Here is a 26353-nt window from a genome sequence, read left to right on the forward strand (position 1 = left end):
ATGCCAGACGCCCTTCTTGTCTGTTCAGGGCCCGAATACCTGCAGCAGGCGTTCTGGGGAGTAATTGAGCCCCTCGTGCATGCTGCGGAATCCGCCACATTCCACCTGCATCTGCCCCATGAAGATGGCCAGCTCGCGCGGATTGGTGATGCCGGCCTGCATGGCCTGCTTGATCAGGTAATCCGCATTTTCCGTGGAAGTCGACATGGCACGATCCTTTGGTTCAAAACGGCTGGAGGCACGGGGTTCGATGGCCATCACTCGACATCAGGCAGGCCCCGGCGTTCGAGTTCAGTGTCGGACGGCACGTCTTCGAGCCGGGAGGCGACACTGGCCAGAACTTCCATGTCGACCGAATCTTCGATGCAAAGAGAGGAGGAAATGGGACGCTTGGGTCGGCTTTGGCCCGCACGATAGACGGCCATGCCATGCTGTTCGAAACGGTCGGGTCCACCATCGACGATCGAGTAGACCAGATAGTCGAAACCGCCATTGCTAAAGGAATAGGCTGTGCCGGACGTCGCGCCGGAATAGGGGATTCTGCTGCGCAGGACAGGCGATGAAACTGATTTCTCCGGATATTGCAATTCGATCCGGGCGGGCGTGCCATAGCGGTATACCAGAGATACAACATCGCTACCGGAGGCGCAGATGACAACATGTTTGCCATTTTTCAGTCTGCAGGTGAACACGGATGCATCGGTTCCACACAGCGACGGAAGAGATTTTGTCGTTGCGACTGGCTGTGTCGCCACATCCCCCCCGAATGCCTTCCCGAACACGGGATCGACGATCTTCACCAGGGTCCAGCAGGCGTCGCGGCGGAATGTGTAGCGCAGCTGCGTGTCGGTATCGGGGACTTCCAGGGTGATGGTGGTGAAGTCGCCTTCCGTGCCGATTTCGCGATAGCGCAGGCCTTCTGCCTGCTGGCGGGCGCGGTTGGGCATGACCGGGAAACGCAGAGCGTCGCGTGAAGTCTTTTCGACCGATTCGGCTGGCTCGGGCTGGGCGTTCCAGTCGATGAACGCGGTGTCGACGACCGGCGCGGTGAAGGCCTTCTGCAGCGCAGGACTTTCGGCGAACGCGGCGACGAAGCCGGCGAGGTCGGTCGCAGGACAGGTCGATGCGGTGGCTGTCGATGCGTTCGTGGCGGACGTCCCGGCGGTGTTCGGCGTGGCATCGCAGGCGCCGACGAAGAACGTGAGCAGGGCGATGAGGCCGAGGCGGCCCACTCGCGAGCAGGCGATGGCGTGACGGGTCTTGCGAAGCGCGCTTTCCATGGTGACGAGCCTGGCTCCGTGAGGCGTGGACAGGGCCTCATGATACGGGTTGGCCCGGCAGGAACGCTGCGGCGCCGGGGTGGTGTTCCGTGGGCTGCGTACCTATGCGGATGGTCGCCGCGCATCCGCCGCGATCAGCGCACGCGCCAGTTCCGCCTGGCGTTGGCGGCGCAGTCGCTCCGCTTCATGCGCATCGATCGGTTCGAAGCGCAGGGCGTCGCCGGGACGCAACTGCGCGAGGCGCGGCAGGTCGGCGGCGATGACGTATCCCAGGCTTGGATAGCCGCCGACGGTCTGCGCGTCGGCGAGCAGCACGATCGGTTTGCCGTCCGGCGGCAGCTGGATCGTGCCCGGGGCCACGGGCGCGGAGAGCAGGGTTTCTGCGGTGGTCTGCAGCTTGTCGTTGCCGAGGCGCAGGCCCTGGCGATCGCTGCGCGGATCGATGCGCCAGGCGCCGTCGCGCAGCTGGGGCGCCAGCGCATGCGACGACGGCACGTAACGGACGATGCAAGCACCCGTCGACGGCGTATCGAGCGCGATCCACCAGTGCGGCGCGTCGGGTGTTGTGTTGGCAGGCGGCGCTGCGTGCGGCCCGAGCGGCAGCACGTCGCAGGCCTGCAGCATGCGTCCTTCGATGCCGCCGAAACCGCCGCGCAGGTCGGTACTGCGGCTGCCGATGACAACGGGAGCGTCGATCCCGCCGCCGACCGCCAGCCAGGTGCGCAGGCCGTGGCGGATCGTGCCCAGTTTCAGCGTGCCTGCGGGCAGCGCGACCGGTCGGCCATTCGGCACGATGCGGCGCACGCCGTCGCCGTTGTCGAACGCGACATCGATCGCTGCGCCGCACACTGCGATGCGGATCGGCGCGTCGAAGGCGAGTGTCGGTCCGCCCAGCGTGATTTCCAGCACGGCCGCGTCGTGCGCATTGCCAACGAGATGGTTCGCGAGCATGGCCTGCGCCGGATCCAGCGCCCCGCCGCGCGCGACGCCGACATGTCGCCAGCCATCGCGCGGCGTGGCCTGCACGGTGGTCGCGGCGCCGGGCGCGAGCACGCGCATGACGGTCATGTCTCGGCGTCCATGCGCGCAAAGGCATCCGCATCGATGCTGACGAAGCGCACGCGGTCGCCGGGTGCCAGCAGCGAAGGCGATGCGCGCGTCGGATCGAACAGCCGCAGCGGCGTGCGACCGATCAGGCGCCAGCCGCCGGGGCTTTCGCGCGGATACAGCCCGGTCTGCGCGCCGCCGATCGCGACGCTGCCGGCCGGCACGCGGGTACGCGGCGTGGCCAGGCGGGGCAGGGCGAGTGCGGGATCGAGGCCGGACAGATACGGAAAACCCGGTGCGAAACCGATCATCGCGACGGTGTAGATGCCAGCGGCATGGCGTGCGGTCAGTGCATCTGCCGTGATCCCGAGTTCCTGTGCGGCGCTGTCGAGGTCTTCGCCGAAATCGCCGCCGTAGACCACCGGGATCTCGATGCAGCGCGACCCCGTGGCAACGGTGGCGCTGTCGCCGTCTGCGAGCTGTGCATCGAGCCAGCGTTCGACATCGGACGCGTCGATGGCATCGGGATCGAAGAACACCGCCAGACTCGCGTACGCGGGCACGAGGTCGCGCAGCCACGCGGGTGCGGCGGCACGGATGCGCGCGGCGAGGCGATGGACGCGCGCATTGGTCGCGTCATCGATCGGTGGCGTCTCCGCGCCGAGGTGCAGCAGCAACGCATCGTCGGCCAGACGTTCCCGGCGCGTCGCCGTCATGCCGACAGCGCGGCGCGCAGGGTCTCGACGCGTTCGATCAGCTGCTCGGGCGAATAGGGTTGCGCGGTGGCCATGCCCCACACCGGACGCGGCCAGGCGATGTCGTCGCGATAGCGCGCGATCACGTGGACATGCAGCTGCGGCACCATGTTGCCCAGCGCGGCGATGTTGAGCTTGTCCGGCGTCATCGTAGCGCGCAGCGCGCGGCTGGCGCGGTCGATTTCCTGCATCAGCATTGCCTGCTGCTGCGCGTCCAGGTCGATGACCTCGACGGCATCCTGCACGCGCGGCACCAGGATCAGCCAGGGATGATGGGCATCGTCCATCAGCTGCACATCGCACAGCGGCCAGTGCGCCAGCGGGTGCGTGTCTTCGGCCAATTGCGGATGCAGGTGCCAGCCCGGCGGGCTGGCGTGGGCGTGGCGGTTCATCGCAGGTGCTCCGTCAGGAAAGCGATGCTGCGGTCCCAGGCCAGGGCCGCGCTATCGGCGTCGTAGTCGTCGCGTTCGTCGCAGTTGAAGCCATGCCCGGCCGGGTAGACGTGGATCTCGGCATCGGGATGGTGGACGCGATGCTTCTGCACGTCTTCCGGCGGGATGATGCTGTCGCGTTCGCCGAAATGGAACAGCATCGGCGCCTGCGCCGGTTCGCCGAGGAAGGGCACGCTGCGCCCGCCGTAGTAGGTCACCGAAGGCAGGTGCAGGCGCGTGTTGGCCAGCATCGCCAGCGTCCCTCCCCAGCAGAAGCCGACGGCGGCGACGCTGTGCCCGGACTCGCGCATCCAGCGTGCGGCGGCGCCGACCACCTTCAGCGCCCGCTCGAAGCCCAGCTGCGCCACGTAGTCGCGGCCGTGGGACACGCCGGCTTCGTCGTAGCGCAGCTCCGTGTCCGGGCGCACCAGGTCGAACAGGGCCGGGGCCATCGCGGTGAAGCCAGCCTGCGCGAACCGGTCGGTGACCGCCCGGATATGCGGGTTCACGCCGAAGATCTCCTGGATCACCACCACGGCGCCGCGCGGGGCGGTGTCGGGGCGGGCCATCCAGGCCCGGACCGGGCCCTCGGGGGTCGTCAGGGGGATCCACTCGCCCATGGTCGGGTCTCCAGCCGTCCGAAAACCGCATGGTACGCCTGCCGCCAGCGGACGGGCAGGGTGGCGGGGCCGCTATAATCCCCGGTCTTCCGCAGCCAAGTCGGGCCCGCCAGCGGCCTGCACACGCCATGTCCGCCATCGAACCCTCCAACGGCCGCAAGATCGGCTTCGTCAGTCTCGGCTGCCCCAAAGCCCTGGTCGACTCCGAGCGCATCCTCACCCAGCTCAAGGTCGAGGGCTACGACATCGTCCAGACCTACGACGATGCCGACGTGGTGGTGGTGAACACCTGCGGCTTCATCGATTCGGCGGTGACGGAATCGCTGGACGCCATCGGCGAGGCCATGGCCGAGAACGGCAAGGTCATCGTCACCGGCTGCCTGGGCAAGCGTCCCGAGCAGATCCGCGAGGCGCATCCGGACGTGCTGGCGATCACCGGCCCGCAGGACTACCAGAGCGTGATGCGCGCCGTGTACGACGCCGCGCCGCCGAGCCACAACCCCTTCGTCGACCTGGTGCCGCGCCGCATCGCCGAAGACGATGTCGGTATCAAGCTCACCCCGAAACACTACGCCTACCTGAAGATTTCCGAAGGCTGCAACCATCGCTGCAGCTTCTGCATCATCCCCTCGATGCGCGGCGACCTCGTGTCGCGCCCGGTCGACCAGGTGCTGCGCGAAGCCGAGAAGCTGGTGATGGGCGGCGTGAAGGAGCTGCTGGTGATCTCGCAGGACACCAGCGCCTACGGCGTCGACCTGAAGTACGCCGAGCGCACCTGGCGCGACAAGTCGTACCAGACGCGCATGAAGGCCATGTGCGAAGGCCTGTCCGAACTCGGCGTCTGGACGCGCCTGCACTACGTCTACCCGTATCCGCATGTCGACGACATCATTCCGCTCATGGCGGACGGCAAATTGCTGCCCTACCTCGACATCCCGTTCCAGCACGCCAGCCCGCGCATCCTCAAGCTGATGAAGCGTCCGGGCGCGGTCGACAAGACCCTGGAACGCATCCAGCGCTGGCGCGAGATCGCGCCGGACATCACGATCCGCAGCACCTTCATCGTCGGTTTCCCCGGCGAGACCGACCAGGAATTCGAGGAACTGCTGGACTTCCTCGACGAAGCCCAGCTCGACCGCGTCGGCGCCTTCGCCTATTCGCCGGTCGAAGGCGCCGCCGCGAATGCGCTGCCCGATCCGGTGCCGGAAGAGGTCAAGCAGGAGCGCCTCGCCCGCTTCATGGAGCGCCAGGCCGCGATTTCCGAAGCCAAGCTCGCCGACAAGGTCGGCACCGTGCAGCGTTGCCTGGTCGACGCGATCGACGGCGACCTCGCTATCGCGCGCTCGATGGCCGATGCGCCCGAGATCGACGGCCTGGTGCAGATCCAGAACGGCTTCGAGGCCGGCCTGAAGCCGGGCGAATTCGTCGATGTCGAGATCATGGGCAGCGACGAACACGACCTGTACGGCGAAGTCTCGTTCGAGGATTGAGTTCGCATGCCGTGAGCGTGCCCCCACCCATTTCCGCTGCGCGGAAATCGCCCTCCCCCGCGAGGCGGGGGAGGGTTGGGGAGGGGGCGAACCATCGGGGCGCACCATGACCAAACGCCGCTTCATCGCCCCGCCGCGTGATGCCATCGCGCCCGATCTGTTCGATCATCCGGTGTTCGGCGGCTATCGTGCGTATCGCGAGTGGTTCACCGCGCCCGACTGGCCTGCTGTCGACAAGCTCAATGCGGGCATGCCGCTGCCCGATCACCGCTTCGTCGAACAGGATGACCGCCTGCTCGACGACGGACTGCACTACGAAACCCGCATCGCCGCCGGGCGCATCGCCACCCGCGCCGGGAACTGGCACGACCTGTTCAACGCGGCGGTCTGGTGTCGTCATCCCGCACTGAAACTGGCGTTCAACGCACGGCAATGCGCGCACATCGCGATCATGGGCCCCCGCGACCGCAATCGCGCCCAGTACGCGCTCACCCAGTTCGACGAAGCCGGCGTCATCGTCCGTCTGCGTGATGCCGCCTTGCTGCTGCTGTGGGATCGCCACGACTGGCGCGCGCTCTTCCTCGATCACGCCGATGCCTGGCGCAGCGGCGACATCGCCATCGCCGCCGTCGTCGGCCATGCCCTGCTCGAAATCGCCCTCGAACCCGCGCTGTTCATGGTCGGCAAATGCTTGGTCGTGCAGGGCGAGCACGATGACGCGGCCTGCGTCGATCTCGTCGCGGACGCGATCCGTGAAGGCAGCGCCTGCAACGACCCGCTCGAACTGCGTCCGCTGCCGCTGGCCGGGATTCCTGGCTGGTATCCGGGGCAGGATGCGAGGTTCTACGAGACGGCGGAATGCTTCCAGCCGGTGCGGGCGGGGCGGGTGTATCCGGTGCCGTTGGGTGGTGAGTGAGTGCGGAACCGTGGCCGAATTGTGCTTGGTGTCCGTTGTCTGTGTCTGCGCATCCTCTGGCATGAAGGGATCGTTCCGCAATGCCGGCGAAATCGGCTCAATCTGTCCGGGCGCGGCATGACCTGATCGATGCGTCGATCACGTCGTTCGTTGTCGAGTAACCTGCCAGATGCGAGCATCCGCCTCCGATATTCTCGCCGCAGCGATTGAGATTGCACGCATCGAAGAATGCCTTCCGATACTCCTCGATGAAGCTCTTCGAGCACATTCGCTCCTCCGCAGACAGTGCGTTCCGGTCTGGAATGGATCGAGTCTCACCCTTGCTGTCTTCCAGTGCGTCGCGGAATTTTTCGGGAAGACTGGCGTTCATGGCCAGCTGGCAACGCTCGTACGAAGCTGAAAGTTCCGAAATTTGCATCTGCAATGCAGCATCTCGTTCCTCTCGCTTCCTGCGGTCCGCACGGCATTCCGCATCCCCTGCTGCACAACGGCGGATGGAAAGAAGCCTATTCGTTCGCGTCTTTGCATTTCCTGGCGCGTCTCCGAAGACTGCACGTACCTCGTCGCCCTGCTTGATCGTTTCAAGTTGCCGGACCACGTCGCTATCGGCGATGAATCCGATGGAGGAGAAGCTGGCGCCCTGTTCTATCTCCAGATGGTCGTCCGAGATCTTCTGGACGTTCCCGACGTGGACGGCATCTTCCGGCAGTGTGGTGCAGCCCGTCACGAAGAAGAGGAGCAGCAAGGCTGCATATGGCATCGATGCGAAACATCTTGACGGATGGGGATGCGTCCGGGGCGCCATGATGCCGACAGCTTCGACGACCGCAGATTGCGGATCGTGATGCATGCGCGTGATTGATTGCGGTCGGTCGCTGTGTTGTCTCATCGGTTTTCCGGCACTACTGTCCGATCGGGCGCAACTGCTCGGCAAGACTACGCGTCTTCTCCGTGATTTCGTTGCCGGTGTGCAGCGTCGACTTCCGCTCGATCAGCATGATGTGGCATTCGTCGTTGGCGATGGGGTTGTGGCGCGCGCCCTTGGGGACAACGAAAGCATCGCCCTCATTCAGGACGACTTTCCGGTCCTCCATCTCAATCGTGAGCGAGCCCTTGAGGATGTAGAAGAGTTCGTCTTCGTATTCGTGGCTGTGCCACGCTAGCGTGCCCTGTACCTTCGCGACCTTGACGAACGAATCATCAAGTTCGGCCACCACGCGAGGGGACCAGTATTCGTCCAGGCCGGCCGCAACCTGGCGTGGGGAAACGACGTCTGACATGGGCTGATCCTCCGTTGGGTCGATCGGTGCGACATGGTTACAGGGCTGTCACGCTACATCCGTCCGGCATGTCGACGCCACCACCCGGCCCCGACATGCATCACCCCCGACTCGGATGGTTCACGCCCCGAGGAATGTGTCCAGCCGTGCGACTTCTTCCTGGAGCGCACGCGTGAAGGCAGGGTCACGCGGCACCCGACCACTGACGTAGCCCGGCTGCACGTCGAGCCGGCCATCGCGGACGGCGGCGTTGGCCCAGCCGATGACCTGGCCGCGCCACAGCATCGGCAGGGCGTAGTAGCCGCGCACGCGTTTCGGTGCGGGTGTGTAGGCTTCGAAGCGGTAGGCCCAGCCCCAGAAATGCTCGAAGCGGTCGCGATCCCAGACGATCGGGTCGAAGGGGGCGAGCAGGCGCACCTCGTCGTCAAGGAGGGTGTCGCTGGCGAAACGACGGCTGCCCGGGTTCTCGCCCTCGGGCCAGAACCAGCGCACGCTGTCGACGGTGGCCTGCGGCAGTCGCGCCTTCGCCCGTGCGAGCGCGACGCGACGACGATCGCGCCACTGCGGAGCTGCGGCCATGCCCAGCCACATCACGAAGCGGCTCAGCGTGGCGGCGGGCAGCGGCGCATACTTGGCGACCGTCACGTCGATCAATGCGTCCAGTGCGGCGTCGGGATCGGCCGGCGCGTCGCGTTCATGGGCGAGCTGCGGTGCGTACAGGCGGATGCCGCCCTCGCGACGGGCCACGCGCAGCAGGCCGCGATAGTGCATGCCGTCGAGCAACTGCGTGCTGGCCTTGGAGTTGCCGCCGAACCAGTTCCGGCTGGTGCCGTGCTGGAACGCCGCATCCACCTCGCGCGGATGGGCCACGCCGCGTTCCTGCACGAATTCGAGCACGGCCCGCGCCTGTGCCCACCGCGCGCGTGGCCACGCGGTGCGTTCCGTGCGCGGGTGCATCAATGCCTGCGTCGCACGCGGCAGGAAGCCGTAGTTGACGAAGAAATCCTCCTCGATCGCCAGGCGCGGGTAACGCGCCTCCAGATCGCCCGCGCGGTAGTCCTTCACCCGGTGGCGCAGGGTCAGGTCCTGCGCCCGCGCCGGCGCGCGGATCGGATCCGCCTGCACGAACCCCAGCTTCGCGATGGCCCGCGACAGCGTTGTCGGTGCGAACAGGCTGCGCGAGATCGCGTAACGGCGCAGGTGGGGGAGGGTGGGGGTGGTCATGTGGATCTTTCAGACTTTCAATCAGATTGTAGGGCGGAACCGCCGGAGGCGATTCCGCCGTGAACGTTGTAATCAATCCAATGGAGCAATTCACTGCGCGGGTTCTGCCCTGCGGTGCTGGAATTTTCGCTGCCACGAAACGTGCGCCGGGGTGCACGCTATTCAAGTCATAGGGCGCGCTCCAGTTTGCAGCTTTGTGCGGGTTGCGAAGTTATATCACTATGAATCAAACGGCGACACGGGTTCGGTGCGATGATGTTGCTTTAGATTTTTGTGTTCTTCTAGAAGGAAATGAATATAGCTGCGCGTTAAGTTACAGAACAGTCGAGCTTCGTTTAGATCTAGAGGTACGCCTTCTGCCAGATCAATTCCATGCCTTACTCCGCCGCCTTTTGGGGATGATAAATAACCATGCATGGATGTGATCCAATCTAAGATACGTTCTAAGGTGGTGTCGGCACTCTTGTTTCGTAAGTCGCGCACTATTTGATTGAAATACTTGCCCTCAATTCGCCCAGAGGCACTTTCTAGGTTACGGAAAGCTGTGGCCACTGTTTCGAGTAGCCAGATAATTTCTTGTACAGCCTCGCGGGCGCGTCCTTCCACCAAGAGATTCTCTGATCGGTTAAGAGAATTTTCGATAGTCATCCTTGCGGTTTCAGAGAGCGTTGGTGTTGCCACTGCTACTGGTATCGGAGTGCTGCCAGCTTCGCGTGCGATCAGCTTTGGCGGTTGAATTTCGTAGCCGATACGATGCTTGAAAAGCACTGAATTGATGAAGGCCGAGTCTGGGGCAAACCAGCCTCTTCCATCGTTCCGAATGGCGTCGCATGCGTTGACGAATGCCTCGATAAATAAGGGGGCATTGCCGGCCGCATGTTCCATGGCGCGTGCCAGATCCGATTCCGCCCAGCTTTCGCTAGAGCTGCGCGTAGATGTGCCGAATGCACTTTTAAAATGCTCAAGTAGGCTCCATCGGTCGCCTTGGCCGGTCATCTTGTCGATGATCGAGTTGAATTCCCAAATGGCTTCATTCGGTATGGAAGTATTGATGAAGTGACCATCCGGAGGTGGTGAAAATCGCCAGCTTCCCGGAAACTGCAAGCCCATGCTTACCTCGCTTGATTGGGTTCTTGGTGAGTTGTTGAGGAACTGTTGGGTTCAGCGCTGTAGTGTGGGCATTCTGCCTGCCGCGGTTCTATGGGCGTCTGTACGGCAAGCTGTCGCTTGCGATGGTGGGCAGAATGCCCACCCTACTTCACGCGTGAAAAGGGCCACCCTCCGGCAGCCCTTTTCATCCATCACTTCTTCGGCAGCGCGTAGTCCACCTGGTAGGCGGGTGGTTCGCCGCCGGGTCCGGTGAGGTAGTGCTTCATCCATTGCATCAGGCGCAGCGAGTAGTCGTACCGAGAGGCGGCGCGCTGGTTGCCGTGGCCTTCGCCGGGGTAGAGGACGAGACGGACCGGGGCCTTGCCGGCGAGCTTGAGGTAGCGATACAGCATGTACGACTGCATCGGCGGCACGCGGGGGTCGGCTTCGCCGTGCAGGATCAGCGTGGGTGTGCGCGATTTCTGCGCGTGGGTGATCGGGCTCTGCTGGCGGAACATCTCCGGGTCTTCCCACGGCCACTTGCCCATGTGGACGAGGTACTGCTCCCACGGGATGTCGCCGGTGGTGACGAGGCTGGCCTGGTCGGAGATGCCGACGAAGGTCACCGCGGCGGCGAAGCGCTCGCTGTAGTAGGTGGCGCCCCAGGCGCTGGCGTAGCCGCCGTAGGAGCCGCCGGTGATGCCGACCTTCACCTTGTCGACGAGGCCGGTCGCGATGAGGTGATCGACGCCGTCGACGATGTCGTCGAATTCGCCCATGCCGGGCTTGCCGAAGCCGAGCTTCGAGAACGCGACGCCGCGCCCGGTGCTGCTGCGGTAGTTCGGCAGGAACGAGGCGAAGCCCTGCGCGGCCAGCACGTGCACCGGCTGTGAATAGCCGTTGATCCAGCCGTTGGAGAAATGCGCTTCGGGGCCGCCATGCACGATGGTGACCAGCGGCACGCGCTCGTTGCCCTTGCGGTCCAGCGGATGCACCAGCAGGCCTTCGATGTCGAGGCCGTCGCGGGTCTTGTAGCGAATCACTTCCTGCTTCGCCATGCGCACGCCGGTCAGCCATGCGCACGCCGGTCAGCCAGGCGTTGCTGGTGGTCAGCCTGCGCGCTTCGCCGCCGGCAGCGGCCTGCAGGAAGGCTTCGCTCGGGTGCTGCGGCGTGCTGCCGGTGAGGGCGAGATCGCCCTGGTTCGACAGACTGAAGCCGTTCCAGATCGGGCCGCCCAGCGCGAGCAGCGTGCGCGGATTGCTGCCGTCGCCGCCGACTTCGCCCACGCGGGCCTGGACGCCTTCGTGGGCGATGAACACCAGACGCTTGCCGTCGCGCCACTTCGCGTCGGTGACGTGACCCTGCAGGCCCGGCAGCATGTCGCGGAAGTCGCCGCCATTCTTGCCGGTGACCATCAGCCGGCCCTGCTGGGCATCGTGCCTGTCCTCGGCGGAAATGAAGGCGAGCTGCGCACCGTCGGTGCTCCACGCCAGGCCGCCGATCTTGCCGGGATTCTCGACCTTGCCCAGCACCTTGCCGTCGGGCGCGACGATGCGCACGCGGGTGAACACCAGGGTGTCGTCGGTGAGCTGGCGCGGCGCGACCAGCAGGGCGATGCGATCACCGGCGGGGCTCCAGGCCAGCGACTGGATGCTGCCCTCGACCGGCACCTTGCGCGGCTCGGCCTTGTCGCTGTCGAGATCGACGATCCACAGGCCAACCGGCGTCCAGTCCTCTTCGTAGACCTTCTGGGTGAAGCCCTTCTTCTTCAGACCCTTGAGTTCATCGCTCTCCGGCTCGCTTGCCAGCAGCGCGGCGCGACGGCCATCGGGCGACAAGCTGAAGGCGCGGATGTCGGACTTGAGCTTGGCGATCACCCGGGATTCACCGCCGCCCAGCGGGATGCGGTACAGCGCCCGGAACTCGTCGCCCTCGCGCTTGGCGAGGTAGGCGATGCCGCTGGAATCCGGCATCCACGTGACCGAGCCGACGTTCACCTTGCCGGTGATGAAGCCGCGACTGGCGCCGTTGCGGTCGGCGACATGCAGTTCGGTCCAGGCCGACCCGTCGTCGTCGACGCCGGGCTGGCGCTGCACCGACAGCGTGTAGGCGACCTGCCGCCCGTCCGGGCTGATCTCGGCCTGCGACACCGCCCGCAGCTTGGCGACCTGATCCAGTGTCATGCCCGACTGGGCATGGACCACGCCGACCAGCGACAACAACGCGCCGGCCAGCAATATCGTCATCGAGCGCATTCGCGACTCCCCATGGAAAACCGGACTCGAACTTTGGACGCGAAGCGAGCGGATGACAAGGCGCGGATCTGGCGTGTCGGGGTGTTGCGCAGCATGCGGGGGCGTGTGGTCGGGCGAAGCCCCGTGGGCGGATTCAGCCCGCGGCCTTGGGCGGTTTGAAGGCCTTGCTGTAGTGGCCCGACGGGTCGAAGCAGCACACGCGCCGCTGGCCCGATGCCAGCTTGTCGCAGGCCTCGTCGACCCGTTTCCTGCGCGTGGCGGCCTGTTTCGCGGAGACGATCCAGTGGATCCAGTCCACACGCGCGAGCGTGGTGGTGTCCTCCCATACGACCCGGGCCTCGTGCGATGCGGCCAGGGCATCGCGCAGATCGTCCGGCACCTCGGGCTCGGGTTCCTCGTCGACGGGAGCGACCTCGAACACAGCCACGTCGCCGAATTCCGCACCCGCAGCAGCCATCATCGCGGCGTCGATCCGCAGCCAGTGTCCGAGGTTGCCGTCCGGTTCCAGCATCGCGCGGAAAGGCGCGCCGTTGATCGTGCCGTCGATGCTCGTTCTGCCGCGTCTGGGCAAGGTGTCGCTCGCCGCGCCCGGGAGGATCACGAAGGCCCAGCAAGCATCGCCATCCGGTTTCGCGGGGCGGAGGAGCTTTGCTTCGAATCGCGACTTCGGGTTGCCTGTTTTCACTTCGAAGTCCTCCATCCACTCATTCGATCTTCGCCCATGTCATGAACGCAGGATCTTCTCCATCGGCTTCCCCTTCGCCAACTCGTCGATCAGCTTGTCGAGATGGCGGATCTCGCGCATCAGCGGGTCTTCCACCGCTTCGACCCGGACGCCGCAGACCACGCCCTTGATCTCGAAACGCTTGGGATGCATCGCCGGCGCCTGTGCGAAGAAGGTCTCGAAGTCGACGGAGGCATCGATCTGCTGCTGCAGGCCGGCCGCGTCGTAGCCGGTCAGCCAGCAGAGGATGCGGTCGACATCGTCCTTCGTGCGCTGCTTGCGCTCCGCCTTCTGGACGTACATCGGATACACCCTGGCGAAAGTGGTGGCGAAGATGCGGTGGCCTGGCATGGCGTTCGTCCTCGGGTCGTGACGGTCACCCGCATGAGTCTACCCTCCGATCGCGCGGGATTGCCTGACTGGCCTGCATGCGACAGGCTCGACGTTGTTGACGGAAGCCACTTCCCTCACTGCGTCCGCCATCGTCCGGAGCCGCCATGTCACTGCATCGCTTTCCGCATCTGCTCTTCGTCGTCTGCTGCGTGATGTCGGCAGCGCCCTGCATCGCTGCCGATCGCATCCAGCCCGCGCGGATGGAGGCCGAGGATCTCGTGTCCTACATGCCCGACGGTGGCGTGATCGAGATCCGCCTGGACCAGGACGTCACCGGCGATGGCCTGCGCGACCTGGTGTTCGTGGCGCGCAACGACGAGACCCGCGTGCTGAAGGTGATGGTCGCCTATGCGGACGAGTTCGACATGGGCTATGCCCCGGTCGGTGAGATGCGCATGGGCGATTCCCCGCTGGGTGATGCCTCGCTGAGCGTGAAGAAGGGCGTGCTGATCGTCGAGGACCTGGATGGTGGCACTACCGCGATCCAGTCGCTGTACCGCTTCCGCTTCGACCCGAAGGAAAACCGGATGCGCCTGATCGGCGACGACGTCAGCCTGTACAGCCGCACCAACGCGCACGATTCGACCTCGATCAGCACCAACCGCCTGGCCGGCGTGCAGATCGTGAAGCGCAGCGTGGTCGGCAAGGACGGCTACACCGACCAGCCCGAGCAGAAGAAGCAGGTGTCCAAGGCGCCGGTGTGGATGGAGGACGCGCCGTCGCCGGCGAAGACGCTGGATTGGGATCAGTAGGCGCAATCGGGTTGCGCCATGCGTGGCTGGCGCGCGACGATGGCGGCATGACCGCCCGCACGCTGTTGATCCTCGACATCGACGAAACCCTGGTGCATGCGACCGATGCGCCGCTCGACCGCACGCACGATTTCGAGGTCGGGCCGTAAGTGGTGTATCGCCGGCCCGGCGTCGAGCGATTCATCCGCGAGATGCACGCGCATTTCGAGCTGGCGGTGTGGACCTCGTCGACGCGGCTGTACGCCGAGCCTGTGGTGGCCGAACTGTTTCCCGCCGGCATCACCCCTAGTTTCGTCTGGTCGCGGGAGCGCTGCACGCGGCGGTTCGATCCGGACACCCATGACTTCGAATGGGCGAAGAGCCTCGACAAGGTGAAACGGCGCGGCTATGCGCTGGAACGCGTGCTGATCGTCGACGACACGCCGAAGAAGCTGGAGCGGCATTACGGCAACCTGGTGCGCGTGAAGCCCTTCGAGGGCGACCCTGCCGATACCGAACTGCACGGTCTTGTCGAATATCTGCCGACGCTGGCCGATGCGACGAACGTGCGCCGCATCGAGAAGCGCTACTGGCGCAAGGCGCGGATGTCTTCCGGCGCCTGATGGCGTTCGGTTTACTTGGCTGCCGCTGCGTTTGCGGACGCCACCCGCTTCACATGCAGGTCGGCGATGTGCGCTGCGGGTTTGCCGCCTTCCCAGAAGCGCCATTGCGTGCGGATCTCGTCGGCGGCGACGAAGGTGAAGTCGGCGTCGTGCATGTGGCCGGCGGTGGCAGGGTCGAAATTCACCGCGCCGTCGAAGGCGAAGGCGATCCGGCCGTCGCGTTCCTCGCGGGCGCGCATCTTCGGGTGGTTGCCGCTGGCGCAGAAGTGGACCAGCACCACGTCGTCGCCGTCCTTGACGTAGAGGGTGCGCATCTCGTGCGGCGTCCCCGCGAACAGCAGTTCCTCCACCGCGCTGCCGTTGGCGGTGACGGTGTAGCTGACCTTCACGCCCGGGGCGGAATTGCCGTCCAGGCCTTCGCCGCTCCAGTCCCCGGCGAGGGCCTTGAAGCGATCAAGCAGGTGCGGCCTGGCGGCGGGCGCATCCGCCGCGAAGGCGGGCAGGGCGAGGGCAGAGAGGAGGACGAGGGCGGCGAGACGACGCATGGCGGCACTCCGGAGGCGGTTGTGGGCCGATCGTACGCCGATGCGAAGCGGCTGCGTAGGGTGGCGGTGAGCGCAGCGAATCCCACCTTTGCGGACGCATGGCCGTCGTTCGATAGTGGGGTTCGCTGCGCTCACCGCCACCCTACGGGCCTCATCCGTAACTCACACCCACGATATAGAACCGTTGCTTCCCGCCGGGCAACTCCGCTTCGAAGTCGTCGTCGACGCGCTTCTTCAGCATCGCGCGGGCGAGCGGGGAGTCGATGCTGATCCAGCCCAGCTTCGCGTCGGTTTCGTCGGGGCCGACGATGCGGTAGCGGCTGGTTTCGCCGGTGACCGCGTGCTCCAGTTCGATGGTCGCGCCGAAGTACACGGCTTCGGGATCGCTGGGCGTGGTCTCGACCACCTGCAGCACGCGCAGGCGCTTGCCGAGGTAGCGCACGCGGCGGTCGATCTCGCCGAGCTGTTTCTTGCGGTACGTGTACTCGGCGTTTTCCGAGCGATCGCCCTCGGCCGCGGCGGCGGCGAGGGCCCTGACCACTTCCGGACGCCGCACGCGCCAGAGGTCTTCGATTTCCGCCTTCAGCCGGGCATGGCCCTCACGCGTGATGAGGGCCGTGCTCTTCTCGGCGGGCGGGCGCCAGCGCGACATCCTGGGTGGGCCCGCGCGGGATCAGCTCTTCTGGCGCTGCAGCGTGGCGCCGTTGAGCTTCACGCTGTCGGCCGAGACGATCTCGACGGTGCGGTCGGCCTCGCCCTTGCTGTCGGGATCGAGCAGCACGCTCTTGCCGCCGGGCTGGGCGCTCCAGGTGCCGGTGACGGTGGCGCCGTTGTCGTTCAGGGTGAACGTACCTTCCAGGGTCACTTCCAGCGTGGTGGCGCCGGCGGTGTACTTGCCCTCGAAGGCCTTGATGTCGAAGCCGGCGGCGGCGTCGGCCGGCGTCGAGCGGTCCTCGACGACCACGGCATCGGTGCCCGGGGCCGGCTCCGGCGCGGGTGCCGGCTCGGCGGCCTTCGGCGCTTCGACCGGCGCGACTTCGGTGCTCTCGGCAGCGGTGTCGGCGGGCGCTTCGGTCTCGGCGGGCGCGTCCTTCTGGCAGCCGGTGGCGACCAGGGCGATGGACAGGGACAGGGGCAACCACAGCAGCGAAACGGACTTCCTCGGATTCATCTTGGCGTGTCTCTCGGATGGATGGGTGGTGCGGGGGGATGACGAAAACGGCCGCGAGGGCCGTCGGGTGGCGGCGGTCAGCGACGACCGCCGAAAAGGCTGCCCAGGATGCCGCGCACGATCTGCCGGCCGATCTGGTTGCCGACGGTGCGCGCGGTCTGCTTGGCCGCGGTTTCGACCATGCCCTGGCGACGCTTGGTGCCGAACACGGCGTCCTTGATGGCCTGGCCGAAACCGCCTTCCTCGGCGTCGTCCTGCGCGCGGGTGCGGGCGGGCGGGGCCTTGGCCTGCTCGGCGACAGCCTCGGCCTTCTTCGCGAGCACTTCGGCGGCGGATTCGCGGTCGATGCGGGTGTCGTAGCGTGTGCCGACCGGACTGCCGGCGCGGACCTGGGCGCGTTCGGCTTCGGTGATCGCGCCCATGCGGCAGCGCGGCGGCGCGATCAGGGTCTTTTCTACCGGCATCGGCACCCCCTTGTCCTGCAGCGTCGAGACCAGCGCTTCGCCGGTGCCGAGTTCGCCGATCGCCTTGGCGACATCGAGCGCCGGATTCGCGACGAAGGTCTGCGCGGCGGTCTTCACCGCCTTCTGGTCGCGTGGCGTGAACGCACGCAGCGCATGCTGGAAGCGGTTGCCGAGCTGGCCGAGGATCTCGTCCGGCACGTCGTCGGGGAACTGCGAGCAGAAATACACGCCCACGCCCTTGGAACGGATGATGCGCACGACCTGCTCGATGCGCTGCTGCAGTGCCGGCGGGGCGTCGTCGAACAGCAGGTGCGCCTCGTCGAAGACGAAGACCAGCTTGGGTTTGTCGAGGTCGCCCACTTCCGGCAGGGTCTCGAAGAGTTCCGACAGCAGCCACAGCAGGAAGCTGGAATAGAGCTTGGGTTTCAGGATCAGCTGATCGGCGGCGAGGATGTTGACCACGCCGCGACCGTCGGTCGTCGTGCGCATCAGGTCGTGCAGTTCCAGCGCCGGCTCGCCGAAGAACAGGTCCGCGCCTTCCTGCTCCAGGCGCAGCAGCGCGCGCTGGATGGCGCCGATCGACTGCGCACTGACCAGGCCGTAGCTGGTCGAGATGTCCTTGCGCTCCTCGGCGACCAGGCCGAGCAGGGCGCGCAGGTCTTCGAGGTCGAGCAGCAGCAGGCCGCGGTCATCGGCCAGCTTGAACACGATGTCGAGCACGCCGGACTGGGTGTCGTTCAGTTCGAGGATCCGGCCGAGCAGGGTCGGGCCCATCTCGCTGACCGTAGTGCGCACCGGGTGGCCGAGCTTGCCGTACAGGTCCCAGAACACCACCGGGCTCGCTTCGTTGCGGTACTCGGGGTTGCCCATCGCGGCGAGGCGCTGCTGGATGCGCTCGTTCATCGCGCCGGGCATGGCCAGGCCGGCCACGTCGCCCTTCACGTCGGCCAGGAACACCGGCACGCCGATCCGCGAGAAGTTCTCGGCCAGGGTCATCAGGGTCACGGTCTTGCCGGTGCCGGTGGCGCCCGCGATGAGGCCATGGCGGTTGCCGAAACGCGGCAGCAGGTGGACGTTGCCGCTGGTGTCGGTCGTGACGGCCTTGCCGACCAGGATGGGATCCATGAACGGTCCTCGATGGGGATCGGCGGATTCTATTCGGGATCAGCCGCCTGCGGGCATGCGGCGGTCATGACCCATCACCATGTGCCGGTCGTGGCTCGACATCTGCTGCATGACCTCCGCCGGTTGCCCGTGGCGCCCCCCGGGGCTAACCTGCAGGCCCCTGCTGTCGCCCGTGCTGTTCATGCCTTCATTTTCCGTGGTGTCCGGGGCGCTGCGCGCCCTCTGCGTGTCCGTCCTCGTGTTCTCCGCCGCCCTCGCGGCGCCCGCGCAGGCCCAGTCCAAGCGCGAACGTGACCTGGAGGCGATCAAGACCCGCATGGCCACGGCCGAGGGCCGCTATCGTGAGGCCCTGGTCAAGGTCGGCAACAACGACCCGGCCGGCGTCGACGAGAGCAACCTCGCGCTGGAGGACATGGAGGACGTCATCGCCGACTGCCTGAAGATCAAGGGCTGCCCGGTCTCGACCCTGCTCGCCAGCTACAAGCGCCTGCTCAAGGCCGATGTCGACGCCCGGGCCACGGGCGATATCGCCGAGGACGGCGCCGACGCCTTCGTCGAGAGCGAGCTGCCCACCGGCAACGTGCCGCGCAGCGCCGAGGCGGCGGCCCTGCTCAGCGCCGACGGCCAGCGCTTCGTCAACATGGTCAAGATGAACCCGGCGGTGCAGGCCGGCATCCGCCGCTGGCTCACCGACATGCGCGTGTCGCTGGTGCAGAGCCACGAGAACTACCAGTACATGCGCCACCTGATGTCGCCGGCCTTCCAGCGCAGCGGCCTGCCCGAAGCGCTGCTGTTCGGGATCATGGCGAAGGAATCCACCGGTCGCGTGCATGTCGGCTCGCGCGCCGGCGCGGTTGGACCGCTGCAGTTCATGCCCGCCACCGGCCGCCGCTTCGGCCTGGGCCCGGACGGCACCGGCTTCGACACCCGCTACGACCCGCGCATGTCGGCCGATGCCGCCGCGTCCTATCTCAACGAGCGCTTCGCCGAGTTCGGCAACAACATCGAGCTGTGGCTGGCCGCCTACAACGGTGGCGAAGGCCGAGCGCTGCGCGTGTACCGCAGCACCGGCGGGCGCAGCTTCTGGGACGAGGATGTCTATGCCCAGTTTCCGGCCGAGACCAAGGACTACGTGCCGATGGTCATCGCCGCGGCCTGGCTGTACCTGCATCCGAAGGAATACGGCCTGAGCTTTCCGAAGATCGATGCCAAGCCGGCGACTTTCCGCCTGGCCAGGGCGGCCTCGATCTACGAGCTGACGATCTGCATCGGCAACGGTGGCACCCGCGACGGGTTCATGCGCGCGCTGCGCAATCTGAATCCGCGCTACGAAGCCGACCAGTGGATCCCGGCCGGCACGGTCATGAACGGCACGGTGAAGATCGCCGGTCTCTACAGCCGCTACTGCATCGATGGTGCGCGCGCCGAGCTCGCGCGCCAGCTCGTGTCCAGCGACCCGCGCTCGGCGATCGTCCGCATCGGCCCGATCGAACCCGCCACCGGCACCGCGACCGGCGAAGACGGCACCGCACCGGTCGAGGGCAGCACTCAGGCCGCGCAGGCATCGCGCCCCGAACCGAAGAAGCAGCCCCGCGCGCCCCGCCAGCACCGCGTCGCCCGCGGCGAAACGCTGATGTCGATCGCGCGCCGCTACGACTGCGAACTCGCCGAACTGGCGAAGGCCAACAAGCTCAAGGCGCCGCGCTACGCGGTGCGGCTGGGCCAGCAGTTGAAACTGCAGGGGTGCGGGGACTGAGTCCGGGGGCGCTGTCGCGATTCCCTGGGCTTCGGGTTCACCCCGCGAACACGAACCTCACCAGCGCCAGCGCCAGCGCGAAGAGATAACCGCAGGCGAAACGGTCGATGCGCAGCACGTCGTCGCCGCGACGCGCGCGCCAGCGGCCGAGCAGCATCATTCCGATGCCGACCGCGACCGGCGTGGCGATCAGGTGCGCGATGCGCCAGTCCTCGTGCGTGAGGTGCTGCGGAAACACCAGCAGGCTGAGTCCGCCGGCCATCGCGCCGAAAATGGAGTAGCCGACTGCCGCCAGCCACGGCGATGGACGCCGACGGAAGGGTTCGGCGAGCGAATGCACGCCCAGTTCGACCAGCACTTCGATCACGGCCTGCAGCAGGAATTCGCCCACGACCTCGAACAGGAACTCCAGCATCAGCGCGCGCCGGCTTCACCATCCACCGACGGCAACTCGATGCCCGACAACTTCCACCACAGCAGATTGTGGCGCTTGAACACCAGCCGCGACGGCGCAGGTCCCATGCCATCGTTCGCGACCTTCACCGAGAAGGTCGACAGGTCGTCGTAGCCCATCGACAGCCGCCACTGTCCGGTGTCGATGCCGCCGCGCGATCCGTCGGCGTCCGTCGCCGGTGATGGCGCCTCCGGCGACCCGGCGTAGCGGTCGTGCATGTCGCGCCCCGCGAACAGCATTGCCAGCGCTTCGGGCGAGACCATCGCGTCGATGGCGGGCGCGGCGAGCGTCGTCGCAAAGTCCGCGCCGAGCCGGCTCCAGGCGCTGTCGCCGCCGAGACGATCGGACACGCGCGCCGCGAGCTGGGCGCGCACGCTGTCGCGCAGTGCCGGGAAGTCCACGTGGGATGCGAGCGCCTCGGCGTCGCCGCGCTCGGCGGCCTGGCGCATGGCATGCACGGTGAGATGCGGCGCGAACCAGACCCAGGCGCCGAAAGCGGCCAGCGCGGCGGCCAGCAGGAGTTTCGTGATGCGATGCATGCCGGTCTCCGGCCGTGGGGGACGGCCGGAGTGTAGCAATCGATCCGGAAGCGTATCGCAGGGCGCGGCATCGGCCGCGCCGAAGCCTTCAGCCGAACTGCAGCTTGAGCGTCGTGTCGTCGATGTCGTGGTTCTGCACGAAGACGTCGCCGCGCGTGCCGCGGGTCACGTTTTCGTAGGTCTCGAATCCGAGCCCGTCTTCGTTGTCCCACTCGATCCTGTCGCCGACCTGGACTTCCCAGCCCGGGTCGAGCTCGATGATGGTGTAGCCACGTCCCGGCGTCGCGATGGCGGCGGCGCCCTGTTCGTTGTCGATGGCTGCAATGGTGCCTGATCTGCGCATGCGTCAATCCCTCGTGTCAGGCGGCTGACTGCTCCGCGTCCCCGTGTCCGGCCATCGTGGCCGTTGCGGATCAACTTACGGAAGCCGAGAGACCAGATCAATCACTCTGGACCTATCAGAACTGACAGGCTTGCGCGAATCGCGGTGAAGGGGATCAATACGCGGTTCACGCGCGCGTCGCGAGGCACTGCCCCAGCCTGACCGGGCCCTCGGGCCGCAGCGACGGCGACAGCGCCGCCACGCCGCGCGGCAGCAGCACGATCACTGTAGAGCCGTAGTTGAAGCGCGCCATCTCGGCGAAGCGGTCGAGGGCGATGCCCTTGCCGCGCCAGTCCTTGCGGGTGATGCGGTCGCCGTAGGCCGGGATCTCCACGCCGCTCCACACGGTCTCGACGCCGGAGACCAGCAGCGCGCCGACCATCACCAGACACATCGGGCCGAAGTCGGTGTCGAAATGGCAGACCAGGCGCTCGTTGCGCGCGAACAGGCGCGGCACCGAGGCCACGGCGTCGGTGCCGACGCTGAACAGCCGGCCCGGCACGTGCACGGTCTCGCGCAGGGTGCCGGCCCAGGGCATGTGCACCCGGTGGTAGTCGCGCGGCGACAGGTACACGGTGGCGAAAAGGCCGTCGGCGAACGGTTTCGCGGCCTCGATGTCGCCGAGCAGCTCGGCGGCGGTGAAGGACTGGCCCTTGGCCTGGAAGATGCGGCCATCCCCATTGCCAAGCGGTTCGATGGGCCCGCACTGGCTGATGTGGCCGTCGGCCGGCATCAGCAGGCTGCGCGAATCGGCGTCGGCCACGCGCGCGCCGGGCTTCAGCGCGCGGGTGAAGAAGGCGTTGAAGGTCGGATAGGCGGTGGGATCGGGTTCGGCGGCCTCGTTGAGGTCGACGCCGAACTTCCGGGTCACGGTGTCGATCAGCCACTGCTTCACCGCGCGGTTGCGCGAGTAGGCGAGGCGGCGCGCCAGCGAGGACAGCGCACGGTGCGGCAGGACGTAGGTCAGCGTGGTCACGAGGCCCATCAGCGGGTTCCCTGCGAATGGGCGGTCAGCGCCGCGAGGTCCTCGGCGATGGCCTTGGGCTGGAGCGGCGGCCGGATGATGCCGGCCATGCGTCCCTGCGGGTCGAGCAGCACGAGCATGGCCGAATGGTCGATGGTGTACTGGTCGGCCGGGGCGTCGTCTCCGAGCGGCACCTTGGCGAAGACCATCGACAGCGACTTGGTGAAGGCTTCCAGCGTGGGCAGGTCGGCGGTCGCGGCCAGGGTGTCCTTGTGGAAGGCGTGGGCGTATTCGCCGATCTTCTCGATCGTGTCGCGCTCGGGGTCCACCGAGACGAACAGCACGCGCGGCCGGGTGCTCTCGGGCAGGGCGCTCCAGTGGTTCTGGGCCTGCGCCAGCTCGGCGAGGGTGGTCGGGCAGACGTCCGGGCAGAAGGTGAAGCCGATGAACACCAGGGTCCAGTGGCCGCGCAGCTCGCCGGGGAGCAGCTGGGTGCGGTCGGACTGCTGCAGGGCGAAGTCGGGCAGGACGCGCGGTTGCGGCATCAGGCGCACGGTCTGCATGGGCGGCGCCGAGGCCGGCGCGCGCTCGCGGTCGAAGACGTGCTCGGCCGCCATCAGGCCGACGCCGGTCGCCACGGCGACCAGCAGGATGAGGAGAGTGGTGCGGTTGAACATCGCGGCCGGTTCTTATGACATGTCGTCGGAAGCCGCCATGATACCGTCGCGAACGGCCCTGCTGCCGCTATACTTGCCGGTCTTTCCGCGCAGCGCCCGAGCCCTTCCCGAGCCATGACCGACGAGTTGCAGACGATCATCGACCTGATCCGGTATGGCGCCAGCCGCTTCAACGCGGCCGGGCTCACCTTCGGCCACAGCTACGACAACGCCCTCGACGAGGCCACCCAGCTGGTCCTCCATGCCCTGCACCTGCCGCACGACCTGCCGCCGGTCTACGGCCAGTCGCGGGTGACCCTGGCCGAGAAGGAAGACGTGCTGAAGCTGTTCCTGCGCCGCATCGAGGAACGCATCCCGGCCGCCTACCTGACCGGCGAGGCCTGGTTCGCCGGGCTGAGCTTCAAGACCGATGCCCGCGCCCTGGTGCCGCGTTCGCCGATCGCCGAGCTGATCGAAGCCGGCTTCGAGCCCTGGCTGGGCGGTCGCGAAGTCCGCCGCGCCCTGGACCTGTGCACCGGTTCGGGCTGCATCGCCATCGCGATGGGGCATCACAACCCGGACTGGCAGGTCGACGGCGTCGACATCAGCGACGACGCGCTGGCGCTGTCCGCCGAGAACAAGGCCCGCCTGCACGCCGAGAACGTCCGCTTCCTGAAGTCGGACCTGTTCGCCGGCCTGCAGGGCGAGCACTACGACCTGATCGTCACCAATCCGCCGTACGTCACCAACGACGAGACCGACGCCCTGCCGAAGGAATACTCCTACGAGCCGGAGCTGGGTCTGCGCGCGGGCGACGATGGCCTGGACCTGGCGCTGCGCATCCTCCGCGATGCGCCGCTGCACCTCACCGAGGACGGCCTGCTGATCTGCGAGGTCGGCGAATCCGAGCGTGCGCTGACCCGCCTGCTGCCGGAGCTGCCGCTGGCCTGGATCGAGTTCAAGGTCGGGCAGATGGGTGTGTTCGTCGTCGAATGCCGCGACCTGGTGACCTACCACGCGCGCATCCGCGAACTGGCCGACGCCCGCGATCCCGCACTGCGCGCTGCCGCGCCGTCCGCGCCCGCCGGGCTGTTCTGAGGAGCGACCGGCGTGAGCAACAGTTTCGGACGATTGTTGCGTGTCACCACGTTCGGCGAATCCCACGGCCCGGCCATCGGCTGTGTCATCGACGGCTGTCCGCCCGGGCTGGCGATCTCGGAAGAGGAATTCGCCCGCGACATCGAGCGCCGCGCCACCGGGCGCAGCCGCCACACCTCGCAGCGCCGCGAGACCGACGCCATCGAGATCCTCAGCGGCGTGCATGAAGGCCTGACCACCGGCACGCCGATCGCCCTGCTGATCCGCAACACCGACGCGCGCAGCAAGGACTACAACAACATCGCCGCGCAGTTCCGTCCTGCGCACGCCGACTACACCTACTGGCAGAAGTACGGCCATCGTGATCCTCGCGGTGGCGGGCGCAGCAGCGCGCGCGAGACCACGATGCGCGTCGCCGCCGGCGTGATCGCGAAGAAGTGGCTGGCCGAGCGCCATGGCGTGACCGTGCGCGGCCATCTGTCGCAGCTCGGCGAAGTGCTGCCGGACGCATCGCTCGGCGCGTTCGACTGGGACGTGGTCGAGACCAATCCCTTCTTCTGGCCGATCGATGCGCAGGTCCCCGCGCTTGAGGCCTACATGGATGCCCTGCGCAAGTCCGGCGATTCGGTCGGCGCGCGCGTCACAGTGGTTGCCGACGGCGTGCCGCCGGGCTGGGGCGAACCGATCTACGGCAAGCTGGACGGCGACCTCGCCGCGGCGATGATGTCGATCAACGCCGTGAAGGGCGTCGAGATCGGCGACGGCTTCGCCTCGGTCGCGCAGAAGGGTTCATTCCATCGCGACGAGATGACCCGCGACGGTTTCCTGTCGAACCATGCCGGCGGCATCCTCGGCGGCATCAGCAGCGGCCAGCAGGTCGTGTGTTCGGTCGCCTTCAAGCCCACCTCCAGCCTGCGCCTGCCCGGGCGCGGCATGAACGTGCTGGGCGAGGAGGTCGAGGTGGTCACCACCGGCCGCCACGACCCCTGCGTCGGCATCCGCGCGACCCCCATCTGCGAAGCGATGATGGCCCTCGTGTTGATGGACCAGGCCCTGCGCCACCGCGCGCAGTGCGGCGACGTGGGCGAGGTTTCGCCGCGAATTCCGGCCACCGCGATCATCACCACCGACGCCAAACGATAGCGGCGCGCCGCCGGTTGGCCCCCACGGGCAGCGACGCGCCGCAGCGGCACCGCAACGCACACACCCATTCTTTTCATTTTTTGTGGGAGCGACGCAAGTCGCGAACCGTCGGGATGCCGCTGGCATCCGATCGCGACTTGCGTCGCTCCCACAGGTCCACATCAGGAATACCCATGAGCAAGCAATTCAAGGTGGCAGTGGTCGGCGCGACGGGCGCCGTGGGCGAAACGATGCTGGCGATCCTCGCCGAGCGGAAGTTCCCGGCGAGCGAAGTGGTCGCCCTGGCGAGCGAGCGCTCGGCCGGTGGCTACGTCCAGTTCGGCAACGACGAGATCATGGTGCGCGACCTCGCCACCTTCGATCCGGCCGGCGTCGACATCGCGCTGTTCTCGGCCGGCGGTTCGATCTCGAAGGAATACGCGCCGAAGTACGCCGCCGCCGGTGCGGTGGTGATCGACAACTCCTCGGCCTTCCGCTACGACGACGACGTGCCGCTGGTGGTCAGCGAAGTGAACCCGGAGCAGGTGAAGAACCGCCCGCGCGGCATCATCGCCAACCCGAACTGCTCGACCATGCAGATGCTGGTCGCGCTGGGCCCGATCCACCGCAAGGTCGGGATCGAGCGCATCAACGTCGCCACCTACCAGTCGGTGTCGGGTGCGGGTCGTTCGGGCCTGGAGGAGCTGGGCAAGCAGACCGCCGCGCTGCTGAACTTCCAGGAGATCCAGCCGGAGCGCTTCCAGGCGCAGATCGCCTTCAACCTGATCCCGCACATCGACGATTTCCTCGACAACGGCTTCACCAAGGAGGAAATGAAGCTGGTCTGGGAGACCCGCAAGATCCTCGGCGACGACAGCATCCAGGTGAACCCGACCGCCGTGCGCGTGCCGGTGTTTTACGGCCATTCCGAGGCCGTGAACGTCGAAACCCGCGAGAAGATCACCGCCGACGAGGTGCGCGCGCTGCTGCAGACCGCCCCCGGCGTCGAAGTGGTCGACGAGCGCAAGCCGGGCGGTTATCCGACCCCGGTGTCGCACGCCTCGGGCCGCGACCCGGTGTTCGTCGGCCGCATCCGCGACGACATCTCGCATCCGCGCGGCGTGAACCTGTGGATCGTGGCCGACAACATCCGCAAGGGCGCCGCGCTGAACGCGGTGCAGGTCGCGGAACTGGTCGCGGCCGAAGGCTGAGCCGGTC

Annotated in this window: 31 protein-coding genes; 9 read left to right on the forward strand and 22 right to left on the reverse strand. The window is 66.9% G+C overall.

Annotated elements, in window-relative coordinates; translation table 11 throughout:
- Nucleotides 1-24: 24 nt before the first annotated feature.
- From ACFQ0E_RS12525 to ACFQ0E_RS12550, 6 genes are all read right to left on the reverse strand, one after another.
- On the reverse strand, nt 25-258 hold the full coding sequence (locus tag ACFQ0E_RS12525; protein ID WP_386824295.1) for a hypothetical protein: 234 nt from the start codon (nt 256-258) through the stop codon (nt 25-27).
- Nucleotides 258-1280 (reverse strand): hypothetical protein, encoded by a 1023-nt coding sequence (locus tag ACFQ0E_RS12530; RefSeq protein ID WP_386824297.1) that lies wholly within the window; start codon nt 1278-1280, stop codon nt 258-260. Before ACFQ0E_RS12530 ends, ACFQ0E_RS12525 begins: the two co-directional genes overlap by 1 nt.
- A gap of 102 nt (nt 1281-1382) precedes the next feature.
- Nucleotides 1383-2348, reverse strand: coding sequence for a 5-oxoprolinase subunit C family protein (locus tag ACFQ0E_RS12535; protein ID WP_386824298.1), 966 nt, complete (start codon nt 2346-2348; stop codon nt 1383-1385).
- Nucleotides 2345-3043, reverse strand: a complete 699-nt coding sequence (gene pxpB / locus ACFQ0E_RS12540) for a 5-oxoprolinase subunit PxpB (RefSeq protein WP_386824300.1) — start codon at nt 3041-3043, stop codon at nt 2345-2347. The genes ACFQ0E_RS12535 and pxpB overlap by 4 nt, the downstream gene beginning before the upstream one ends.
- On the reverse strand, nt 3040-3474 hold the full coding sequence (locus ACFQ0E_RS12545) for an HIT domain-containing protein (RefSeq protein ID WP_386824302.1): 435 nt from the start codon (nt 3472-3474) through the stop codon (nt 3040-3042). The genes pxpB and ACFQ0E_RS12545 overlap by 4 nt, the downstream gene beginning before the upstream one ends.
- The gene (locus tag ACFQ0E_RS12550) at nt 3471-4133 is read right to left on the reverse strand and encodes a dienelactone hydrolase family protein (RefSeq protein ID WP_386824304.1); all 663 of its coding nucleotides are present in this window, start codon (nt 4131-4133) and stop codon (nt 3471-3473) included. The genes ACFQ0E_RS12545 and ACFQ0E_RS12550 overlap by 4 nt, the downstream gene beginning before the upstream one ends.
- A gap of 128 nt (nt 4134-4261) precedes the next feature.
- Here ACFQ0E_RS12550 and rimO point away from each other — a divergent pair, with 128 nt between their 5' ends.
- Both rimO and ACFQ0E_RS12560 read left to right on the forward strand, forming a co-directional pair.
- Nucleotides 4262-5623: a 30S ribosomal protein S12 methylthiotransferase RimO gene (rimO, locus tag ACFQ0E_RS12555; protein ID WP_386824306.1), complete on the forward strand. Its 1362-nt coding sequence runs from the start codon at nt 4262-4264 to the stop codon at nt 5621-5623.
- Between the two features lie 106 nt (nt 5624-5729).
- Nucleotides 5730-6539: a DUF3025 domain-containing protein gene (locus ACFQ0E_RS12560; protein WP_386824307.1), complete on the forward strand. Its 810-nt coding sequence runs from the start codon at nt 5730-5732 to the stop codon at nt 6537-6539.
- Nucleotides 6540-6636: 97 nt separating this feature from the next.
- Here ACFQ0E_RS12560 and ACFQ0E_RS12565 read toward each other — a convergent pair whose 3' ends face one another.
- The 5 genes from ACFQ0E_RS12565 to ACFQ0E_RS12585 form a co-directional block, all read right to left on the reverse strand.
- Nucleotides 6637-7428, reverse strand: a complete 792-nt coding sequence (locus tag ACFQ0E_RS12565; RefSeq protein WP_386824309.1) for a hypothetical protein — start codon at nt 7426-7428, stop codon at nt 6637-6639.
- Nucleotides 7429-7441: 13 nt separating this feature from the next.
- Complete coding sequence (locus ACFQ0E_RS12570) at nt 7442-7819, reverse strand: cupin domain-containing protein (protein WP_386824311.1); 378 nt, start codon at nt 7817-7819, stop codon at nt 7442-7444.
- A 120-nt stretch (nt 7820-7939) separates the two neighbouring features.
- Entirely contained in the window at nt 7940-9043 is a 1104-nt protein-coding gene (locus ACFQ0E_RS12575; RefSeq protein WP_386824313.1) for a DNA glycosylase AlkZ-like family protein, read from the reverse strand.
- Nucleotides 9044-9262: 219 nt separating this feature from the next.
- Entirely contained in the window at nt 9263-10153 is an 891-nt protein-coding gene (locus tag ACFQ0E_RS12580; protein WP_386824315.1) for a hypothetical protein, read from the reverse strand.
- Between the two features lie 191 nt (nt 10154-10344).
- Entirely contained in the window at nt 10345-11190 is an 846-nt protein-coding gene (locus tag ACFQ0E_RS12585) for an alpha/beta hydrolase family protein (RefSeq protein WP_386824316.1), read from the reverse strand.
- Between ACFQ0E_RS12585 and ACFQ0E_RS12590 the strand changes: the two genes are divergently transcribed.
- Nucleotides 11189-12547, forward strand: coding sequence for a hypothetical protein (locus tag ACFQ0E_RS12590; RefSeq protein ID WP_386824318.1), 1359 nt, complete (start codon nt 11189-11191; stop codon nt 12545-12547). The genes ACFQ0E_RS12585 and ACFQ0E_RS12590 overlap by 2 nt on opposite strands.
- On the opposite strand, the gene ACFQ0E_RS12595 is transcribed toward ACFQ0E_RS12590, so the two are convergent.
- On the reverse strand, nt 12522-13088 hold the full coding sequence (locus tag ACFQ0E_RS12595) for a YdeI/OmpD-associated family protein (RefSeq protein ID WP_386824320.1): 567 nt from the start codon (nt 13086-13088) through the stop codon (nt 12522-12524). The genes ACFQ0E_RS12590 and ACFQ0E_RS12595 overlap by 26 nt on opposite strands.
- A 24-nt stretch (nt 13089-13112) precedes the next feature.
- Nucleotides 13113-13463: a DUF2200 domain-containing protein gene (locus ACFQ0E_RS12600; RefSeq protein WP_386824322.1), complete on the reverse strand. Its 351-nt coding sequence runs from the start codon at nt 13461-13463 to the stop codon at nt 13113-13115.
- Nucleotides 13464-13609: 146 nt separating this feature from the next.
- Here ACFQ0E_RS12600 and ACFQ0E_RS12605 point away from each other — a divergent pair, with 146 nt between their 5' ends.
- Nucleotides 13610-14257: a hypothetical protein gene (locus ACFQ0E_RS12605; protein ID WP_386824323.1), complete on the forward strand. Its 648-nt coding sequence runs from the start codon at nt 13610-13612 to the stop codon at nt 14255-14257.
- Nucleotides 14258-14409: 152 nt separating this feature from the next.
- Nucleotides 14410-14859 carry an NIF family HAD-type phosphatase gene (locus ACFQ0E_RS12610; protein WP_386824761.1) on the forward strand — a complete coding sequence of 150 codons (450 nt, stop codon included), beginning with the start codon at nt 14410-14412 and terminating at the stop codon, nt 14857-14859.
- Nucleotides 14860-14870: 11 nt separating this feature from the next.
- On the opposite strand, the gene ACFQ0E_RS12615 is transcribed toward ACFQ0E_RS12610, so the two are convergent.
- From ACFQ0E_RS12615 to ACFQ0E_RS12630, 4 genes are all read right to left on the reverse strand, one after another.
- On the reverse strand, nt 14871-15404 hold the full coding sequence (locus tag ACFQ0E_RS12615) for a hypothetical protein (RefSeq protein WP_386824325.1): 534 nt from the start codon (nt 15402-15404) through the stop codon (nt 14871-14873).
- Nucleotides 15405-15555: 151 nt separating this feature from the next.
- Complete coding sequence (gene greB, locus ACFQ0E_RS12620; RefSeq protein WP_386824327.1) at nt 15556-16056, reverse strand: transcription elongation factor GreB; 501 nt, start codon at nt 16054-16056, stop codon at nt 15556-15558.
- Between the two features lie 21 nt (nt 16057-16077).
- A complete protein-coding gene (locus tag ACFQ0E_RS12625; RefSeq protein WP_386824329.1) occupies nt 16078-16575 on the reverse strand; it encodes a hypothetical protein in 498 nt (165 codons plus the stop codon).
- A 77-nt stretch (nt 16576-16652) separates the two neighbouring features.
- Complete coding sequence (locus tag ACFQ0E_RS12630; RefSeq protein WP_386824331.1) at nt 16653-18164, reverse strand: helicase HerA-like domain-containing protein; 1512 nt, start codon at nt 18162-18164, stop codon at nt 16653-16655.
- A 181-nt stretch (nt 18165-18345) separates the two neighbouring features.
- On the opposite strand from ACFQ0E_RS12630, the gene ACFQ0E_RS12635 reads away from it, so the two are divergent.
- Entirely contained in the window at nt 18346-19920 is a 1575-nt protein-coding gene (locus ACFQ0E_RS12635) for a transglycosylase SLT domain-containing protein (protein ID WP_386824333.1), read from the forward strand.
- 37 nt (nt 19921-19957) lie between these two features.
- Here ACFQ0E_RS12635 and ACFQ0E_RS12640 read toward each other — a convergent pair whose 3' ends face one another.
- The 5 genes from ACFQ0E_RS12640 to ACFQ0E_RS12660 all read right to left on the reverse strand — a co-directional run bounded on the left by ACFQ0E_RS12640 (nt 19958) and on the right by ACFQ0E_RS12660 (nt 22936).
- A complete protein-coding gene (locus tag ACFQ0E_RS12640) occupies nt 19958-20335 on the reverse strand; it encodes a hypothetical protein (protein ID WP_386824335.1) in 378 nt (125 codons plus the stop codon).
- Nucleotides 20335-20913, reverse strand: a complete 579-nt coding sequence (locus ACFQ0E_RS12645; RefSeq protein ID WP_386824337.1) for a DUF2939 domain-containing protein — start codon at nt 20911-20913, stop codon at nt 20335-20337. The genes ACFQ0E_RS12640 and ACFQ0E_RS12645 overlap by 1 nt, the downstream gene beginning before the upstream one ends.
- A gap of 88 nt (nt 20914-21001) precedes the next feature.
- Entirely contained in the window at nt 21002-21256 is a 255-nt protein-coding gene (locus tag ACFQ0E_RS12650; RefSeq protein ID WP_137851828.1) for a hypothetical protein, read from the reverse strand.
- Between the two features lie 166 nt (nt 21257-21422).
- Nucleotides 21423-22280, reverse strand: a complete 858-nt coding sequence (asd, locus tag ACFQ0E_RS12655) for an archaetidylserine decarboxylase (RefSeq protein ID WP_386824339.1) — start codon at nt 22278-22280, stop codon at nt 21423-21425.
- Nucleotides 22280-22936, reverse strand: coding sequence for an SCO family protein (locus ACFQ0E_RS12660; protein WP_386824341.1), 657 nt, complete (start codon nt 22934-22936; stop codon nt 22280-22282). Before ACFQ0E_RS12660 ends, asd begins: the two co-directional genes overlap by 1 nt.
- A gap of 114 nt (nt 22937-23050) precedes the next feature.
- On the opposite strand from ACFQ0E_RS12660, the gene prmB reads away from it, so the two are divergent.
- From prmB to ACFQ0E_RS12675, 3 genes are all read left to right on the forward strand, one after another.
- Complete coding sequence (gene prmB, locus ACFQ0E_RS12665; RefSeq protein ID WP_386824343.1) at nt 23051-24013, forward strand: 50S ribosomal protein L3 N(5)-glutamine methyltransferase; 963 nt, start codon at nt 23051-23053, stop codon at nt 24011-24013.
- Nucleotides 24014-24025: 12 nt separating this feature from the next.
- Nucleotides 24026-25156, forward strand: a complete 1131-nt coding sequence (gene aroC / locus ACFQ0E_RS12670; protein WP_386824345.1) for a chorismate synthase — start codon at nt 24026-24028, stop codon at nt 25154-25156.
- Nucleotides 25157-25329: 173 nt separating this feature from the next.
- Nucleotides 25330-26346 (forward strand): aspartate-semialdehyde dehydrogenase, encoded by a 1017-nt coding sequence (locus tag ACFQ0E_RS12675; RefSeq protein WP_386824347.1) that lies wholly within the window; start codon nt 25330-25332, stop codon nt 26344-26346.
- Nucleotides 26347-26353 lie beyond the last annotated feature (7 nt).

This window comes from Lysobacter brunescens (genome assembly GCF_042677005.1).
Taxonomy (GTDB): domain Bacteria; phylum Pseudomonadota; class Gammaproteobacteria; order Xanthomonadales; family Xanthomonadaceae; genus Lysobacter_I; species Lysobacter_I brunescens.

What these genes read in the sequence shown, in the direction of transcription:
- ACFQ0E_RS12525 (WP_386824295.1), bottom strand. Translation starts at nt 258, where the DNA reads ATGGCCATCGAACCCCGTGCCTCCAGCCGTTTTGAACCAAAGGATCGT.
- ACFQ0E_RS12530 (WP_386824297.1), bottom strand. Translation starts at nt 1,280, where the DNA reads ATGGAAAGCGCGCTTCGCAAGACCCGTCACGCCATCGCCTGCTCGCGA.
- ACFQ0E_RS12535 (WP_386824298.1), bottom strand. Translation starts at nt 2,348, where the DNA reads ATGACCGTCATGCGCGTGCTCGCGCCCGGCGCCGCGACCACCGTGCAG.
- pxpB (WP_386824300.1), bottom strand. Translation starts at nt 3,043, where the DNA reads ATGACGGCGACGCGCCGGGAACGTCTGGCCGACGATGCGTTGCTGCTG.
- ACFQ0E_RS12545 (WP_386824302.1), bottom strand. Translation starts at nt 3,474, where the DNA reads ATGAACCGCCACGCCCACGCCAGCCCGCCGGGCTGGCACCTGCATCCG.
- ACFQ0E_RS12550 (WP_386824304.1), bottom strand. Translation starts at nt 4,133, where the DNA reads ATGGGCGAGTGGATCCCCCTGACGACCCCCGAGGGCCCGGTCCGGGCC.
- rimO (WP_386824306.1), top strand. Translation starts at nt 4,262, where the DNA reads ATGTCCGCCATCGAACCCTCCAACGGCCGCAAGATCGGCTTCGTCAGT.
- ACFQ0E_RS12560 (WP_386824307.1), top strand. Translation starts at nt 5,730, where the DNA reads ATGACCAAACGCCGCTTCATCGCCCCGCCGCGTGATGCCATCGCGCCC.
- ACFQ0E_RS12565 (WP_386824309.1), bottom strand. Translation starts at nt 7,428, where the DNA reads ATGAGACAACACAGCGACCGACCGCAATCAATCACGCGCATGCATCAC.
- ACFQ0E_RS12570 (WP_386824311.1), bottom strand. Translation starts at nt 7,819, where the DNA reads ATGTCAGACGTCGTTTCCCCACGCCAGGTTGCGGCCGGCCTGGACGAA.
- ACFQ0E_RS12575 (WP_386824313.1), bottom strand. Translation starts at nt 9,043, where the DNA reads ATGACCACCCCCACCCTCCCCCACCTGCGCCGTTACGCGATCTCGCGC.
- ACFQ0E_RS12580 (WP_386824315.1), bottom strand. Translation starts at nt 10,153, where the DNA reads ATGGGCTTGCAGTTTCCGGGAAGCTGGCGATTTTCACCACCTCCGGAT.
- ACFQ0E_RS12590 (WP_386824318.1), top strand. Translation starts at nt 11,189, where the DNA reads ATGCGCACGCCGGTCAGCCATGCGCACGCCGGTCAGCCAGGCGTTGCT.
- ACFQ0E_RS12585 (WP_386824316.1), bottom strand. Translation starts at nt 11,190, where the DNA reads ATGGCGAAGCAGGAAGTGATTCGCTACAAGACCCGCGACGGCCTCGAC.
- ACFQ0E_RS12595 (WP_386824320.1), bottom strand. Translation starts at nt 13,088, where the DNA reads ATGGAGGACTTCGAAGTGAAAACAGGCAACCCGAAGTCGCGATTCGAA.
- ACFQ0E_RS12600 (WP_386824322.1), bottom strand. Translation starts at nt 13,463, where the DNA reads ATGCCAGGCCACCGCATCTTCGCCACCACTTTCGCCAGGGTGTATCCG.
- ACFQ0E_RS12605 (WP_386824323.1), top strand. Translation starts at nt 13,610, where the DNA reads ATGTCACTGCATCGCTTTCCGCATCTGCTCTTCGTCGTCTGCTGCGTG.
- ACFQ0E_RS12615 (WP_386824325.1), bottom strand. Translation starts at nt 15,404, where the DNA reads ATGCGTCGTCTCGCCGCCCTCGTCCTCCTCTCTGCCCTCGCCCTGCCC.
- greB (WP_386824327.1), bottom strand. Translation starts at nt 16,056, where the DNA reads ATGTCGCGCTGGCGCCCGCCCGCCGAGAAGAGCACGGCCCTCATCACG.
- ACFQ0E_RS12625 (WP_386824329.1), bottom strand. Translation starts at nt 16,575, where the DNA reads ATGAATCCGAGGAAGTCCGTTTCGCTGCTGTGGTTGCCCCTGTCCCTG.
- ACFQ0E_RS12630 (WP_386824331.1), bottom strand. Translation starts at nt 18,164, where the DNA reads ATGGATCCCATCCTGGTCGGCAAGGCCGTCACGACCGACACCAGCGGC.
- ACFQ0E_RS12635 (WP_386824333.1), top strand. Translation starts at nt 18,346, where the DNA reads ATGCCTTCATTTTCCGTGGTGTCCGGGGCGCTGCGCGCCCTCTGCGTG.
- ACFQ0E_RS12640 (WP_386824335.1), bottom strand. Translation starts at nt 20,335, where the DNA reads ATGCTGGAGTTCCTGTTCGAGGTCGTGGGCGAATTCCTGCTGCAGGCC.
- ACFQ0E_RS12645 (WP_386824337.1), bottom strand. Translation starts at nt 20,913, where the DNA reads ATGCATCGCATCACGAAACTCCTGCTGGCCGCCGCGCTGGCCGCTTTC.
- ACFQ0E_RS12650 (WP_137851828.1), bottom strand. Translation starts at nt 21,256, where the DNA reads ATGCGCAGATCAGGCACCATTGCAGCCATCGACAACGAACAGGGCGCC.
- asd (WP_386824339.1), bottom strand. Translation starts at nt 22,280, where the DNA reads ATGGGCCTCGTGACCACGCTGACCTACGTCCTGCCGCACCGTGCGCTG.
- ACFQ0E_RS12660 (WP_386824341.1), bottom strand. Translation starts at nt 22,936, where the DNA reads ATGTTCAACCGCACCACTCTCCTCATCCTGCTGGTCGCCGTGGCGACC.
- prmB (WP_386824343.1), top strand. Translation starts at nt 23,051, where the DNA reads ATGACCGACGAGTTGCAGACGATCATCGACCTGATCCGGTATGGCGCC.
- ACFQ0E_RS12675 (WP_386824347.1), top strand. Translation starts at nt 25,330, where the DNA reads ATGAGCAAGCAATTCAAGGTGGCAGTGGTCGGCGCGACGGGCGCCGTG.